At 56.2% G+C, this 15,907-nt stretch carries 14 protein-coding genes; 9 read left to right on the forward strand and 5 right to left on the reverse strand.

The genetic code is table 11. The features are described from left to right. Positions 1-27: 27 nt before the first annotated feature. From hemA to ACOSDR_RS06935, 3 genes are all read left to right on the forward strand, one after another. Complete coding sequence (hemA, locus tag ACOSDR_RS06925; RefSeq protein ID WP_420730763.1) at positions 28-1,242, forward strand: 5-aminolevulinate synthase; 1,215 nt, start codon at positions 28-30, stop codon at positions 1,240-1,242. After that, a complete protein-coding gene (gene idi / locus ACOSDR_RS06930) occupies positions 1,239-1,793 on the forward strand; it encodes an isopentenyl-diphosphate Delta-isomerase (protein WP_420730764.1) in 555 nt (184 codons plus the stop codon). Before hemA ends, idi begins: the two co-directional genes overlap by 4 nt. Before the next feature lie 71 nt (positions 1,794-1,864). Next, complete coding sequence (locus tag ACOSDR_RS06935) at positions 1,865-3,682, forward strand: ABC-F family ATP-binding cassette domain-containing protein (RefSeq protein ID WP_420730765.1); 1,818 nt, start codon at positions 1,865-1,867, stop codon at positions 3,680-3,682. 66 nt (positions 3,683-3,748) lie between these two features. Here ACOSDR_RS06935 and ACOSDR_RS06940 read toward each other — a convergent pair whose 3' ends face one another. Next, positions 3,749-4,534 (reverse strand): MOSC domain-containing protein, encoded by a 786-nt coding sequence (locus ACOSDR_RS06940; RefSeq protein WP_420730766.1) that lies wholly within the window; start codon positions 4,532-4,534, stop codon positions 3,749-3,751. Positions 4,535-4,671: 137 nt separating this feature from the next. On the opposite strand from ACOSDR_RS06940, the gene ACOSDR_RS06945 reads away from it, so the two are divergent. From ACOSDR_RS06945 to ACOSDR_RS06965, 5 genes are all read left to right on the forward strand, one after another. Continuing rightward, positions 4,672-7,041 (forward strand): Lon protease family protein, encoded by a 2,370-nt coding sequence (locus ACOSDR_RS06945; protein ID WP_420730767.1) that lies wholly within the window; start codon positions 4,672-4,674, stop codon positions 7,039-7,041. 9 nt (positions 7,042-7,050) lie between these two features. Then, positions 7,051-7,638: a D-sedoheptulose 7-phosphate isomerase gene (locus ACOSDR_RS06950; RefSeq protein ID WP_420725024.1), complete on the forward strand. Its 588-nt coding sequence runs from the start codon at positions 7,051-7,053 to the stop codon at positions 7,636-7,638. A gap of 372 nt (positions 7,639-8,010) precedes the next feature. Then, entirely contained in the window at positions 8,011-9,597 is a 1,587-nt protein-coding gene (locus tag ACOSDR_RS06955) for a lysine--tRNA ligase (protein ID WP_420730768.1), read from the forward strand. A 99-nt stretch (positions 9,598-9,696) separates the two neighbouring features. Continuing rightward, positions 9,697-9,969: a DUF6460 domain-containing protein gene (locus ACOSDR_RS06960; RefSeq protein ID WP_420725022.1), complete on the forward strand. Its 273-nt coding sequence runs from the start codon at positions 9,697-9,699 to the stop codon at positions 9,967-9,969. Positions 9,970-9,982: 13 nt separating this feature from the next. Beyond that, the gene (locus ACOSDR_RS06965) at positions 9,983-10,621 is read left to right on the forward strand and encodes an MliC family protein (RefSeq protein WP_420730769.1); all 639 of its coding nucleotides are present in this window, start codon (positions 9,983-9,985) and stop codon (positions 10,619-10,621) included. Here the strand turns inward: ACOSDR_RS06965 and ACOSDR_RS06970 are convergent. The 3 genes from ACOSDR_RS06970 to ACOSDR_RS06980 form a co-directional block, all read right to left on the reverse strand. Beyond that, positions 10,618-11,628 carry a cytochrome d ubiquinol oxidase subunit II gene (locus ACOSDR_RS06970; RefSeq protein WP_420725020.1) on the reverse strand — a complete coding sequence of 337 codons (1,011 nt, stop codon included), beginning with the start codon at positions 11,626-11,628 and terminating at the stop codon, positions 10,618-10,620. The genes ACOSDR_RS06965 and ACOSDR_RS06970 overlap by 4 nt on opposite strands. 5 nt (positions 11,629-11,633) lie before the next feature. Further along, complete coding sequence (locus ACOSDR_RS06975; protein WP_420730770.1) at positions 11,634-13,007, reverse strand: cytochrome ubiquinol oxidase subunit I; 1,374 nt, start codon at positions 13,005-13,007, stop codon at positions 11,634-11,636. A 96-nt stretch (positions 13,008-13,103) separates the two neighbouring features. Beyond that, entirely contained in the window at positions 13,104-14,135 is a 1,032-nt protein-coding gene (locus ACOSDR_RS06980; RefSeq protein WP_420730771.1) for a mitochondrial fission ELM1 family protein, read from the reverse strand. 155 nt (positions 14,136-14,290) lie between these two features. Here ACOSDR_RS06980 and ACOSDR_RS06985 point away from each other — a divergent pair, with 155 nt between their 5' ends. Next, positions 14,291-14,788 carry an Lrp/AsnC family transcriptional regulator gene (locus tag ACOSDR_RS06985; protein WP_420725017.1) on the forward strand — a complete coding sequence of 166 codons (498 nt, stop codon included), beginning with the start codon at positions 14,291-14,293 and terminating at the stop codon, positions 14,786-14,788. Positions 14,789-14,918: 130 nt separating this feature from the next. Here ACOSDR_RS06985 and ACOSDR_RS06990 read toward each other — a convergent pair whose 3' ends face one another. Next, the gene (locus ACOSDR_RS06990; RefSeq protein WP_420730772.1) at positions 14,919-15,836 is read right to left on the reverse strand and encodes a LysR family transcriptional regulator; all 918 of its coding nucleotides are present in this window, start codon (positions 15,834-15,836) and stop codon (positions 14,919-14,921) included. Between the last annotated feature and the right edge of the window lie 71 nt (positions 15,837-15,907).

Raw genomic sequence — 15,907 nt, forward strand, 5'->3', positions numbered from 1 at the left:
CCAAGAACCCGAGTGGGAGGTTGAACCATGGATTATGAAGGCTATTTCCAGGATGCCTTGAGCGGTTTGCGCGAAGAGGGGAACTATCGGATCTTTGCCGATCTGGAACGCCAACGTGGGAACTTTCCCCGGGCCACGCATCATGCCGAAGACGGAGAGCGCGACGTCACGGTGTGGTGCTCCAACGACTATCTGGGTATGGGCCAGAATCAGACGGTTCTGAATGCCATGCATGAGGCGATGGACAAATGCGGCGCGGGTGCGGGGGGCACCCGGAACATTTCCGGCACCAATCACTATCACGTATTGTTGGAGCAGGAATTGGCCGATCTGCATGGCAAGGAATCCGCCCTGCTGTTCACATCGGGCTTTGTCTCAAACTGGGCGACCCTGTCGACGCTGGCCTCAAAAATTCCGGGCTGCATCGTGATTTCCGACGAAAAGAACCATTCGTCGATGATCGAAGGCATCCGCCATTCCCGCGCAGATAAGGTCGTCTTCAAACATAATGATGTGGCGGATCTGGAACGGGTGCTGAAATCCCTGCCAGCGGATCGTCCCAAACTGATCGCCTTTGAAAGTGTCTATTCAATGGATGGCTGTATCGCACCGATCAAGGAAATCTGTGATCTGGCCGATAAATACAATGCCATGACCTATCTGGACGAGGTGCATGCGGTGGGCCTGTACGGTCCGCGCGGCGGCGGCATATCAGAACGGGAAGGCCTGGCCCATCGGTTGACTGTGATCGAAGGTACCCTGGCCAAAGCCTTTGGGGTGATTGGGGGGTATATTGCCGCGTCGGAAGCCCTGTGTGATTTTGTCCGCAGTTTTTCCGCAGGCTTTATCTTCACAACCGCCCTGCCGCCGGCAATCGCCGCTGGTGCGCGCGCCAGTGTGAAGCATTTAAAGGTCAGCCAGATCGAGCGGCACCGCAAGGAAGAGCGTGTCGCCCTGGTGCGCCGTCGCCTTGATGCCGCGGGTCTGCCGCATCTGCCCAATCCCAGCCATATCGTGCCGGTCATGGTGGGGGATCCGGTTCTGTGTAAACAGATCAGCGATCAATTGCTGCATGAACATGGCATTTATGTTCAGCCGATCAATTATCCGACCGTCGCCCGGGGAACGGAGCGTTTGCGCGTTACCCCATCTCCGCTGCATACCAATGAGGATATCGATAAGCTGATCAATGCCCTGTCAGAAATCTGGTCCCAGATGGGCCTGAACCGGGCAACGGCGTGACCTATGTTCCGCCCAAATCAGGCGCTGTGCGCGCATCCGGGATGATCCCCGCGATTGCGGCGGATCAGTCGCTATATCCGATTGAGAAGATGGAGGCCCATCGCTTGGGTGTGTTCCATCAGGCGATTTCGGCCTTTGTCTTCTCTCTATCAGGGGAATTGCTGATCCAGCGGCGGGCAGCGGAAAAGTATCATTGCGGTGGCTTATGGGCGAATACCTGCTGCACCCATCCACATTTCGGGGAAAGCCATGAGGAGTGCGCAGCAAGGCGCATGCGGGAGGAATTGGGCCTGACCCTTCCCCTGGAACGCCGGACAACTGTCGAGTATCGTGCGGATGTGGGCGGCGGCCTGTGGGAGCATGAACAGGTCGTTGTATTTCGTGGGCAGGCGGATCCAAAAAGTATCACCCTTGCTATCAATCCTGATGAAGTCAGCGAGACTCGATGGGTTTCCCTGAATCATCTGTGCGCCGAAGTATTTGCAACACCCCAGGCGTTTACCCCCTGGTTCCGGATATATTTGCGCCGCTGGGAAGAGCTTTCATTATAATCCGGTAATTTCCGTTAAAATCCCCCTCAATTCGCTTGCCGAGTTGTGGCGGGGCGCGTACATCGCGGGGCATGGCAAGACAACTCCTGACACTAGACGATATTCACCTGACATTTGGCGGTCACGCGCTGCTGGATGGGGCCAGCCTGTCCATTGGACCGGGCGAACGCCTGTGCCTGGTCGGGCGCAATGGGTCTGGCAAATCGACCCTGTTGAAAATCGCAGCAGCACAGATTGAGCCCGATTCCGGCAAGCGGTGGGTTCATCCCGGAACGACGGTGCGCTATCTGCCGCAAGAACCAGACTTGTCTGGATATAAGACCGTCCTGGACTATGCCCAGGATGGGCTGGATCTGGACATGGAAGGCTATCGCGTTTCCTATCTGTTGGAGCGTTTGGGCCTGACAGGGGCGGAAGATCCAATGACCCTGTCTGGAGGAGAGGCCCGCCGCGCCGCCCTGGCGCGGGTCCTGGCCGCAGAGCCCGATATCCTGCTGTTGGATGAGCCGACCAATCATCTGGATCTGGAAGCCATCGAATGGTTGGAAGAAGAAATCCTGGGCCTGCGCTCTGCCCTGATCCTGATCAGCCACGATCGGCGCTTTCTGACGCGGTTGTCAAAGGCAACGTTGTGGCTGGATCGGGGTCGCGCCCGGCGTATGGATCGTGGTTTCGAAGCCTTTGAGGCCTGGCGCGATCAGACGCTGGAAGAAGAAGAGCGGGACCGACATAAGCTGGATCGCAAGATTGCAATGGAAGAAGACTGGCTGCGCTATGGCGTCACCGCCCGGCGCAAGCGCAATCAGAAACGCTTGGGCAATCTGGTCAGCATGCGCCAGGACCGGCGTGACTATCGTCGTGCCCAGGGCACGGTAACGCTTGCCGCCGGGGATGCGGGTACCTCTGGTAAGCGGGTGATGGAAACCGAGAATATGTCGAAATCCTTCGGCAGCCGCGCGATTGTCAAAGACCTGTCGCTGCGGGTGCTGCGGGGCGACCGGTTGGGAATCATCGGGCCGAATGGGGCAGGCAAGACAACCCTGTTGAAGCTTTTGACCGGAGAACTGGCCCCCGACAGTGGCACGGCCATTCAGGGCACCGCGCTGGAGATTGCGACATTGGATCAGCGCCGCGCGGAACTGGAACCCGATGTCACCTTGCAAGATGCCCTGACCGGCGGTGACAGCGACAAGGTGATCGTGAACGGTCAATCCCGCCATGTCATCGGCTATATGAAAGACTTTCTGTTCACCCCGGAACAGGCGCGCCAGCCCATTGGGCGGCTGTCAGGGGGAGAGCGGGGGCGATTAATGCTGGCCCGGGCGCTGACGCGGCCGTCCAATCTGTTGATCCTGGACGAACCGACCAATGATCTGGACCTTGAAACCCTGGACCTGTTGCAGGAGTTGCTGAACGACTATCCAGGCACCGTCATTCTGGTCAGCCATGACCGCGATTTCCTGGATCGTGTCGCCACATCGGTTCTGGTTGCCGAAGGGAAGGGCCATTGGCAGGAATATGCGGGCGGCTATAGCGATATGCTGGATCAGCGTGGCAGCGCCATTCGTGATATCAAAGAAAACGCAACGGCTCAGAAATCCACCAAATCAGCGGCGAAATCAATGCTGTCGGCCACCACATCCGATGCCAAGCGCAAGTTTTCGATGAAAGAGCGCGAAGCCCTGAAAACCTTGCCGGGTCAGATTGAAACTCTGCGCACCCAAAAGGCTAAGCTGGAGGCCGTATTGGCTGACCCTAAAGTTTTTACAGAAAAACGGGAATTGGCGGAAAAATCATCAAAGGCGCTGGAAACAACGATATCTGCTTTGGCCGTGGCAGAGGAAAAATGGCTGGAACTGGAAATTCTGCGGGAAGAGATCGAAGGGTAGGAAACATTTCGCTCATGCGACCGCATGATGCGTGGTTTTCTTCTGCTCATGCGACCGCATGATGCGTTATAGCACAGTGATCGTATCGCCCAGCTTGATCGTGCCGCTGCGGACAACCTTCGTATGAATGCCGCAATCAATGTGACCAAAGCCTTTTCGCAGGCTCAGCGGGATGTTCATATCGATGGTGCCGGTCTGTGGATTGACATTGGTTGCCGCACAGCGATCAATGCGCTCCAGAACCTGTAAGACACAGTCCCCGATTTGAATTTGCTTGTCGATCCAGTCGAACTCTCTCCAGGCATCCAGGCCTTCCAGATACAGATTGCCGCGAAACCGCATCGGGTCAACGGGTTCGCGCGTTACACGCTCAATATCCCGGACGCTGGCCATGTTGATGATCGAAACTTTAGCGGCTTCGACATCGGTGAAGGCAACACCTTGCGGGGCCTCGACAACCTTCGGGTTGCCCCGTGGGCCGTCGGGCATAAAGCCTGCCAGGAATGTCTGTAACAGGGTGCGACCCATATGGTCGTCCAGCCTGGCGCGGCTGATCTGCTTTCCCTTGCGCAGAACCGTCAGGGTGCGGGTTTCTTCATCAAAAGCGATATCCAGTTGCGCCAGTTTTTCATCCCGGGCTAGACACAGAAAATTCGCCTTCTTTGCCCAGGTTGGGGCGGCGGGGTCGACCTTGCTGGAGCCATGCACAACCGCCCAATGACGGTCAAAGGGCAGCCCATCGCCCTCTTGCAAGGCGACGCTGTCCAAAGGGTCCGGCCCCATTCCCTTAACGGGAAAACGATAGATTCGATCAAGTGTCACTGTCATGACACCGACAGTATCCGATGCCATCGAACAGACAAGACTTTCTGCACGACCTGGCTGTGTCAAAATATCCGGCTTTTCCAATGTGCTGTAACGGCCTAGCCTGCCAGTGTATCAAGGTGACAGTGATATGTGTTTAGACAGTCTGTTCGGTGGAGGATTTTATGGTCGCGCGCAGTTTGAAAGCCGACAAGGTTGGTATTCCGCGCTTTAAATGGAAGGCGCGCAAGGCGGCGACCTTATTCGATCTTTCCAGCCATGAGCGCGCCCGCGCTGCCCTGGACTTTGGATTGTCGATGCAAACGCCCGGTTTCAATATCTTTGTTCTGGGGCCGGATCGGGCCGGGCGGATGACGGAAACCCTGGCCTATCTGCGTGAATGCAATGCGTCGAAAAAGCCGGCCAGCGACTGGGTCTATCTAAACAATTTTCTGCGCCCACATCGGCCCAAACCCTTCGAACTGCCTGCCGGATCTGGCAGGAAATTGCGACAGTCGATGGAACATTTCATCGCCCAGCTACGCACCGCCCTGAAACAGACATTCGAGGGGGAGACCTATCAGGCGCGTGTTCAGGCCGTAACGCAGCGTTTGACCAAAAAGGCGGAAGCCGCCCTGGCTGGCCTGCGGGAAGAAGCAGCACAGGTTGGTCTGGGCATATTCCAGGGGGAACAGGGCCCGGCCTTTGCCCCCTTGGACCCACAGGGGGCTGCATTGCCCTGGGATAAAGTCCCCGCGGAAGATCGGGAGGCGATGACCGCCAACGCCAAGCAATTGATTGCGAAGTTACAGGCGATCAATGAGGAAATCACTCAGGATCGTGCCGGCCTCATGCAGGCGATTGGCGACATTACACAGGATGTCGCCCGCGATGCCTGCGATATTTTGTTGCGACCTTTGATTGCGCAGTTTTCCGGACAGGGGCTGAATAGATGGTTCGTTGAACTGGAACAGGATATTCTGGATCACCTGCGCAGCTTCGGGCCTGCGGTCGACCCTCAGGGGCAGCCCATTGCGGTGGAAAAGCCAGAACGACGGTATGCGGTTAATCTGTTGGTCGATAATGGCGATACCAAATGCCCGCCGGTCATACTGGAATCGACCCCTGAATATGAGAACTTGTTCGGGGAAATTCAGTATCGGCCCGGCGCATCCCATCTGGAAACGGATTTCACCCTGATCCGGCCGGGCGCATTACATCGGGCCAATGGCGGGGTGCTGGTCTTGCGTGCCGATGCACTGGCGGCGCTGCCTGGCAGTTGGCAGGCGTTGATATCTGCCCTGCGGGATGGATATATCCGCATTGAAGAACGCCACCGCCAGAACGCCATGCCGGTGACAGGCGCGCCCTCGCCAAAGGCCATTCCTTTGTCGTTGAAGGTGGTTATCGTGGGAACGCCTGCACTGTATTATGGTGGATATTCTCCCTCCCCTGATTTTCGCGCTTTGTTTAAGGTGAAGGCGGATATCGCCCAGGATATGCCCGCCAGCGCAGCGAATTTGTCGATCTATGGCACCGTGTTGCAGACGCGGGCCAAGGCCCAGACCGGCCGGGGGCTGAAGGACGGGGCAATTTCTTATTTGCTGGGGCTTGCGGCGCGCATGATCGGCGATCGGACCCGCCTGTCTGCCAGCCTTGAATTGCTGGATGATCTGATATCAGAAGCCGCTGCCCGGACATCGGGGAAGGGGGCCCTGACAGAGGCGGATCTGATCAAGGCGCGTCGGGAACAGGAGCAACGCAATAACCGTGTTGAGGTCAGCAGTCAGGATATGATTGACCGTGGCGTGGTGATGATCGCGACCGAAGGATCGGTGATTGGTCAGATTAACGGCCTTACAGTCCGCGATACCGGTGATCATGCCTTTGGTGGCCCGTCGCGCATCACGGCCCGGGCCAGTGTCGGGCGTCACGGTGTCTTGAATATTGAACGCCAGATCGCGATGAGCGGCCCTATCCAGCAAAAGGGCGCTTTGGTGTTGCAGGGCTATCTTTCCGGCCTGTTCGCCCGCACTGCGCCCCTATCCTTTAATTGCTCCATCACTTTTGAGCAGAATTATGGCGGTGTAGAAGGGGACAGTGCCTCTATGGCGGAACTGATTGCCGTGCTGTCAGATCTGGCGGGTGCCCCCCTGCGACAGGATCTTGCGATTACCGGATCGGTCAATCAACGTGGGGATGCCCAGGCGGTGGGCGGCGTTCATCATAAGGTTGAAGGCTTCTTCAAACTGTGTGCTGCACGCGGCCTGACCGGCAATCAGGGGGTTATTGTGCCGCACTCTGTCGCTGACGGTCTGGTGGTTGATGATGAAGTGCGCGATGCCATTGCCGCAGGTAAATTCCACTTGCATACCGTCCAGACGGTAGAAGAAGCCGCCAGTCTTATGACCGGGCTTAAGATTGGAAAGCCGGGTAAGTCCGGCGACTATCCGTCCGACACGCTGTATGGGCGCGTGCAACGCCAATTGGCCGCTTTTGACGCAGCCCTGTTTCAGCGTGAAGCGGCACTTGTTCGCACGGCAGACGCAGAGTAATCTGCGCGCATGAGCGTTTCTGAGACCTTCTTTGACGATGAATTTGCCGAACATGCCTCTGTCCTGGCGCGGACACATGAGGCATGCCGTGAGGATATGGCGAAGATGCTGTCCGTCTGGGCCAGTTGTATTCGCCGGGGCGGCAAGATTCTGTTTTTTGGCAATGGTGGCAGCGCCGGGGATGCCCAGCATCTGGCGACAGAACTGGCCGTGCGCTATCGCGCGGACCGGTCGCCCATTTCGGCCCTGGCGCTCAGCGTTGATACCTCTGCCCTGACCGCCATTGGCAATGATATGGGCTTCAATCACGTCTTTTCGCGACAGATTGAAGCGATCGGCCGGGCGGGGGATGTGGCCGTTGGCATTACCACATCGGGGCAAAGTCCGAATGTGACCCTTGCCCTGGAAATGGCGCGCCGCAAAGGCCTGACCCCTGCGGCGCTGACCGGGCGCGATGGCGGTAAACTGGTCGGACTGGCAGAACCGATGATCATCGTGCCGTCCAATACAACGGCGCGTATTCAGGAAATGCATATCCTGATCGGTCAGATGCTGTGCGCCGCCCTGGAAATTGACCTGGGTCTGGTCTCCGAATAATTCCATTCCTGCCGGATATGTCGGTGCCTGCCGCTCTTGGACCCCGGATCAAGTCCGGGGTGACGGTGGCGCACAACACAAATCCTGACGTTCCCGCACAGGCAGGTGACCGGGGCGGCCTGCACCACTTTCGCCTGCCGCTGTTGGGGGGCGGTGGTATATAAATCTCGTCATTCCCGCGAAGGCGGGAATCCAGGGCTGCATGCACCAAAAGCACCTGTCGCTGCAGATATCGGATCAAGTCCACGGGTGACAAACAGCAGGCAGCGCAGCGATCTATAGCCCCATAGTTGACGAACCGGGCTGCCAAGCCTAGTTTCCGGCGCGTTTGGCGCATTATGCCCATTATCCTTAACAGAATGAGAAAAAGCGATGACAACAACACTGCGCGACAGAGCCCTCAATGCCCGAGCCTGGCCTTTCGAAGAAGCGCGCAAAGTGTTGAAACGCTATGAGAATAAACAGCCTGAAAAAGGTTATGTTCTGTTTGAAACAGGCTATGGCCCGTCGGGCTTGCCCCATATCGGGACCTTTGGGGAAGTGCTGCGCACGACCATGGTACGCCGCGCCTTTGAATTGATGAGTGATATTCCAACCAAATTGCTGGCCTTTTCCGACGATATGGACGGGCTGCGCAAGGTGCCGACCAATGTGCCCAATCAGGACATGTTGACGGCCGCGTTGAACAAGCGCCTGACCAAAGTGCCCGATCCATTTGGCACCCATGACAGTTTCGGAGCCCATAACAATGCCAGGCTGCGGGATTTTCTGGATGGTTTTGGCTTTGAATATGAATTTGCCAGCTCGACGGAATATTACTTCTCTGGCCGGTTCGATGATGCCCTGATCCGCATGCTGGAATGTTATGAGGCGATCCAGAAGATCATGCTGCCATCCCTGCGCGATGAAAGGCGTGAAACCTATTCCCCCTTTCTGCCGGTCGATCCGGAAACGCATGAAGTTTATCAGGTGCCCGTGCTGCATACGGATGCCAAGGCGGGGACCATCGTCTATCGCCATCCCGATGGGCGCGAGGTGGAAACACCGGTCACGGGCGGGCGTTGCAAACTGCAATGGAAACCGGATTGGGGCATGCGCTGGTATGCGCTGGGCGTTGATTACGAAATGTCTGGAAAGGATTTGATTGACTCTGTCAAGCTGTCCACCCGGATTTGCCAGGCTTTGGGTGCGCCGCCGCCCGAGACCCAGATCAATGAACTTTTCCTGGATGATCAGGGACAGAAGATTTCCAAATCCAAAGGAAACGGCCTGTCGATGGAAGAATGGCTGGCCTATGCGCCCGACGAAAGCCTGGGCCTGTTCATGTTCCAGAAGCCCCGCACGGCCAAGCGTCTGTATTTCGACGTGATCCCCAAGGCCGTGGATGATTACCTGACATTCCGGGCAAAATTTCCTGAGGAAACGCCCGAACAGCAGTTGGAGAATCCCGCGTTTCATATCCACCAGGGGGATGTGCCCAAGGATGTACCGCCGGTCAGTTTCAGCCTTCTGCTGAATTTAGCGGCGGTCTGTAACACAGAAGACAAGGATGTGTTGTGGGGCTTTATCACGCGCTATGCACCACAGGCGTCCCCGGAAAATGATCCGCTTTTGGATCAGTTGGTGGGTTTCGCTATTCGTTATTACCAGGATTTTGTGAAGCCGCATAAGACGTTCAAAGTGCCGGAGGAAAATGATCGAGCTGCCTTAATGGATTTGCGCGACGTTTTGTCTGGCTTTGATGCAACGGCCTCCGCAGAGGAAATTCAGACCCAAGTCTATGAAGTTGGTAAACGCCACGGATATGAAAACCTGCGTGACTGGTTCAAGGCGCAGTATCAGATTCTGCTGGGTCAGGAACAGGGGCCGCGCATTGGCTCGTTCTTTGCGCTGTATGGCCTGCCGGAAACCATCGCCTTGATTGATCAGGCACTGGCGGGGCAGGATATGTTAGCATAGCTTCGGCACGCTGCAGACTTGCCGAAATCAGTTTGTGACAGTAAGGGTATCGGGGTTCAGGCTGTGTGTCTGGACCCCCTTTTCTGTGAAAGGACGACCATGCGCCCTGATTTAAGCCGGATACTGTCGACACTTTTTAAACTGGCGGTGATCAGCTTCATCATTGGATGGCTGTTGGTGCAATTTGATGTCACGCCGGAAGACATTTTTAATAACTTTGGCGAGACCGTCCGTCGGATCTATGACATGGCCAAGGGCGCGATTGAATGGAGCGCCGGTTACATTGTCATCGGGGCCGTCATTGTCATTCCGTTATGGCTGATTTCTGTCCTGTTCAATGTCTTGAAAGGGCGCGGGCGTCGCAATGATTGATCAGGCAGGATAAATGGTTCGGCTTGCGCTGATCTCTGGACTGATAAGCCTGCTGTTGGGCTGTGCCGGAATGCCCGCCAGCTTACCCTATACGCCCCCCACGTATTTCGCCTATCGCTGTCCCGATGGCGCCTTCGAGGTCAAATTGGGAGACGATGAGGCGCGGGTGCTGCATCAGGGGTCACAGGTCGTCTTGCCGCTGGTGCCGTCCGCATCCGGCCAGAAATATCAGGATGAATCCGGAAATCTGCTATTCATGAAAGGCCGGGAGGCCTTGTTTGAAGGCGCCCGAGGTATGACCTTGAAAGACTGCAAGGGGCAGTTGGTCAATACCCCCTGGCGTGGGGCGGCGGTGCGGGGTGTCGATTTTCGCGCCGTCGGCAATGAACCAGGTTGGTTGCTGGAATTAGATCAGGAGCGGGGTGTCTTCATCCTGTTGGATTATGGATCCAGGATTATTCAGACGCCACCCCCGCGCCTGAAAATCTATCCCCTGACGATACAAACACAGGACCATCGCATCACCATCGCCTATCGCGAGGATGGATGCCGCGATCCGATGAGTGGGGAATACTCCCCCCTGACAGTGACGCTGACGGTGGATGACACGACCTATACCGGCTGTGGCCGTCGCCTGCAAAACGTGCCCTAATCGTAGCTTAAGTCCCTCGCTTTGCCGCGAAAAACGTAATACGCGAAGGCGGTGTAAATCAAAATGGCGGGCAGCACGAACAATGTGCCAATCAGAATGATCATCAGGCTTTCCGGCGCGGCGGCGGCTTCGTAAATCGTCAGTTTGTCTGGCACGACATAGGGATAGAAGGAATAGGCCAGCCCCAGGAACCCCAGCACGAAGATGTTGCCGGTCAGAAAAAGCGGCAGCCAGGCATGCCGGTCCTTGTCTTTTGGCAGCTTACGCAGAATCAGAACCAGCCCCAGGAACAGGGCACCCGCCCCCAAAGGCAAGGGCGCCAGGGCCAGTATCTCCGGGAAGGTGAACCATTTGTCAAAAATGCGCGGACTGACCAGCGGGGTTGCCAAGGATATCGTCCCCATACCAAGGGCAGTAAAAATCAGCGTCCGTTTGGCCCAGGTAACGGCCTTTTTCTGCAAGATATCTTCCATCTTATAGATCAACCATGTGGATCCGATGGTCATATAGGCGGCCGCCAGACAACAGGCGATCAGCGCCGCGAAGGCGACATGGGCCAGTGTCCAATCCAGCCCCATCACATACATGCCCAGCATGAAACCCTGCGACAAGGCGGTGACCAGCGACCCCAGAAAGAACAGGAAGTTCCATAGGGGCTTTCTCGGCGGCGATACCTTTGCGCGGAAATCAAACGCGACGCCCCGCAATATCAATCCGATCAGCATCAATGCGACAGGCAGATATAAGGCGGTCAGGATTGTTCCGTGGGCGACGGGGAACGCGACCAGCAACAGACCGACCGCCAGGACCAGCCAGGTTTCATTCGCATCCCAAAAGGGTCCAATAGAGGCAATCATGCGGTCTTTTTCATCATCCTCTGCGACGACCATCAACATGCCAATGCCCAGGTCATACCCATCCAGGACCACATAGATCAGGATCGACAATCCCATTAACCCCGCAAAAACAAGCGGCAGCCAAACAGTCGGATCGGATAAATCGCCCATAATGCCTACTCCGCTGGTGAGGATGAGAAGCCCGGTTGGTACCCTTTATCGGATTGGGCACCAGAGGATTGCCTGGCGGCCTTGTCAGAGACATACATCAGCGTCGCGATATAGGCGATGATCAGCCCTGCATAGACCACAAGATAGGCAATAAATGTGCTGGCGATCATTCCAACGGCAACGTCAGACGCGGCCTGACTGGTCGTTAGAACACCGGTGACCAGCCAGGGTTGGCGCCCAATTTCTGTTGTGTACCAGCCAGCCAGGGTGGCAATCCAACCGGAAAACGCCATCCCGACCAGGATCCAGGCCAACCAGGGCCGCAAATCCCGACCGTTGCGCAGATACCATGTCGCAAACCAGGAAACGGCCAGCATGGCCAGGCCAACGCCGACCATGATCCGGAAGGCGAAAAAGACGGGTGCGACGGGGGGGTGATTGATGGTCCCATCGGCGGTAACGAAATCATTCAGGCCCGGAATAACGCCGTCAGAATCATGTTTCAGGATCAGACTGGCCCCGTTGGGAATTGCGATCTCAAATTTGTTCTCGCGTGTCTCTTGATCTGGAATTGCAAACAGCACCAGCGGCACATTGCTTTGGGTGGTCCAGTTCGCTTCCATCGCCGCGACCTTGGCTGGCTGATGTTCCAGCGTGTTCAAGCCGTGCAGATCGCCTGCATAAATCTGAATGGGGATTAGGATCGCAGCCAATGTGGTGCCGGTTTTCAAGGCGACGCGGTTGCCGGGGCTGCGATCGCTGCGCAACCATCGGAATGCAGATAGGCCGGCAATCAGGAAGGAGACGGTCAAGCCTGAGGCCAGCAGCATATGGACAAGCCGATAGGGCATGGAGGGGTTGAAGACGATGGCAAACCAGTCCGTCGCATGGGCGACGCCGTCGCGCATCTCAAACCCTGTCGGGGTCTGCATCCAGGAATTCAGGGCGATAATCCAGAAGGCAGATACCGTGGTGCCAAAGGCGACCAGGAACGTCGCAATCGTATGGACACGATTGGAAACACGGCTGAACCCAAACAGCATGATTCCCAGGAACACGGCCTCCAGGAAAAAGGCCGTCAAAACCTCATAGGCCAGTAAAGGGCCTGCAATATTGCCGACGCGCTCCATATATCCGGGCCAGTTGGTCCCGAATTGGAAGCTCATCGTGATGCCGGAAACGACACCCATGGCAAAGGACAGTGCGAAAATCTTTACCCAGAAGAAATAGGCATCCATCCATTTGCTGTCGCCGCTGCGCGCATAGGCCATTTTGAAATACAGTAACACCCAACCCAGCGCGATGGTGATCGTCGGAAACAGGATATGGAATGAGATATTCGCACCAAATTGCATGCGGGCGAGTGTTATGGCATCCATTTCAAAATACCCCTAATATTTCACGGGTTTAAAGCCATTCCTCTTATCAATGCATCGTGCAGAGATGTCCACTTGACACCGTGTCGCATTCAGCACTCAGGATGCTTCTGGCGTATCAATCCCTTTGCGCCGCAGGATTTCTCTGACCCGTTGCGCCACGGACAGGGTATCATTTAGGGCGTTAAATTCCCAGTCAACCAATGCGCCTTCAAATTTGCGCGTGGCCCCGGCGTCTTCCATGGCGCGATGAAAGCGTTCAAATTTCGTGGCGCGGCCGGTAATGGGCAGATGAATGACCTGAACCGGACGACCTGTGGCTGCGGCCTCTGATACCATATTTACGGAATCCCCGGTGACAATGATCCGTTCCGCCAATCCCAGATACCCAAAATAGGGGTTTTCTCCATCACCGGACCAGACCACCGCAGGGGCGCCCGCCAGGGCCGTGCGAATGGCAGCAATTGCGGTGGGATCAGTGCGGCGCGATGTCGTGACCATCAGACCTGCGCCGGAAGTTTGGGCCAAACTGGCCAGATCCTGGGCGATTTGCGTGCCGGTTTCTGCATCCAGTCGATAGGCGCTGTTGCTGCCGCCAATAAGGACAGCAATTCTGGGCTGCGGCAGATGCGACAGTCTGGATTGCCAGTGGGTGGCGGCTTCATCCAGTTTCGCGCGGGTCACGCCATGCAGCGATCCCGTCGTCACGGCGATATTTTCCCCTGTGATCCCATCATGGGCTGGCGCAGCGATCAAATCGAAGGCATCGGTATTCATGCGCGGATTTTGGATATGAACAATGCTGGTGCGGCCCTTGCTGCGGCGCTTTATCGCAAGGGATGGACCGATGCTGCGGCGTCCACAGGAAATAATAAGCGCAGGCCAGGGGGGCATCAGCGGGTCGGAAGCTGCAGGGCGGGTCCCCATGTATTTCCCAATCAGACATTTTGGCCAATAGTTGGCGGGCAGCCATTGCCATGGCTTGGCCAGTGTAATGACCTTTTCCACAATCGGCAGGCCCACGGCTTCCGCCAGGCCGCGCGCAGGGGATCGGTTGCCGGCCCGACCATCGGTCAGAACCCAACAACAGGTCGGCGCTTGCGGGCCAAAAGGGGCGTTATCTGTTATCATATCAGCGGTTATGCCCCGCCTGCCATGGCAGGGCAAGTATCTCTGGCTGGATATCTGTTATGAATAAGATAGATAATAATATTGCGCGAACGGGGCAAAAAGGGTAATTCTTGTTATCTTGGTATGCGGTAAAATTCCAATAGGACGGTGCATGAATGCGACGGGCAAAACTGGATAAAATTGATAAGAAAATCCTGCGTGATCTTCAGGCGGATGGTCGGATCACGAATGTTGAATTGGCCCATAATGCTGGAATCTCTGCACCGCCCTGCCTGCGTCGCGTGCGGGCGTTGGAAGAAGCCGGGTTTATCCGGGGCTACCATGCAGATCTTGATGGGGAAATGCTGGGCTTTGACGTTACAGTTTTCGCCTTTGTTGGACTGGTCAGCCAGGCTGAAAGCGACCTGCGCAAATTTGAAGAAATGGCGGCGGATTGGCCCCTGGTTCGGGAATGTCACATGTTACAGGGTGATACGGACTTCTTATTGAAGGTCGTTGCCCGGGACCTGGACAGCTATAATCGCTTTCTGACAAGCCAACTGACCGCCGCCCCGAATGTTGCCAATGTGCGCTCTGCCATCGGGATTCGCACCTCCAAGCGGGAATATGGCGTGCCGGTCGGCCCTGATGTCGATATCGAGGACCTTGTTTAAGGTTCGGCGATTGCGTTTCGCTTTTTGCGTTAAGACCCGGAATCCGGCTGTCGCGTTTGCGGCTTTGCCGTGCACATGTGTGTCATTCGAACGCCAAAGCTAATCTGCCGCTATCGGTTAATTCTCCGGTTCAGACAATCACGAAGCTTTCCTGCCGGTGGGGGGAAAGCGCGCTGGCCAGTGTCTTCAGGTTCATGCGCAGAAAGGCCTTAAAAGAGCTGGAAACAGGACTTAGAAAGCCGGATTTTCGCTCCAACAGGCCGACAATGCGCTCTGCCGATGTGTCGGCAAGATCCAAGGCGCAGATACCCTCTGGCAGGTTCAGGGTGGTCAGCGCTGGCAAAAGGGTGATCCCGACACCGGCCTTCGCCAGGGCGAAAAGGGATGTGACATTCCGGACCACCATCGTCGATTTTTCCGTCAACTGCAGGAACTGTGGGGCCATGATGGCGTCGGATGATCCGTTTTTTATCAGGGCCTGATCCTGAAGATTATGCCATTGCAAAGGCCCCGTGATCGCCGTCAGGTCAGACTCAGCGTTGCAGATCACTTTGAACCGATCCCGGAACAGGGGCGTGAAGGCAACAGGCGCGGATGCCTTTGGTGTGCTGGCAATACCCAAATCCGCCTGTCCGGATTCTACCATGGCACAGACATTACGGCTGTCCAGGTCGAACAATTCGACGGTGATGCCGGGTCGTTCATTGATAAAGCGTGGTAGCAAAAGCGGGATCAGATTAGCCGCAACAGACGGCACAGAGGCAAGCGCCAGATGGCCGATCTTGTCATGGGCAAAGTCCTGTATCATTCGAATGGACTTGTCATAACTCTGGATCTGTTCGCGCCCGGTTTCCAATGTGAATTGACCCAGTGCGGTCAGGCTGTTCTTGCGGTCACTTTCAAATAGCGGATTGCCAAGTTCTTCCTCCAATTGCTTCAAGGTCATGGAGATGGCCGACGCCGTGCGGCCCAATCGGTCAGAGGCGTCCCGAATGTTCCCCAATTCCGCGACGGTAACAAAAACACGCAAAGCTTCTAATTTGATCATGGTGCCGAACTTCAGTTATTTTGAAATAAGTAACAGAAATTTCGGTTTGATTGAAGTTGTTTCTTGCACGA

The organism is Hwanghaeella sp. 1Z406, assembly GCF_048892425.1.
Lineage (GTDB): Bacteria > Pseudomonadota > Alphaproteobacteria > UBA8366 > Aestuariispiraceae > Pacificispira.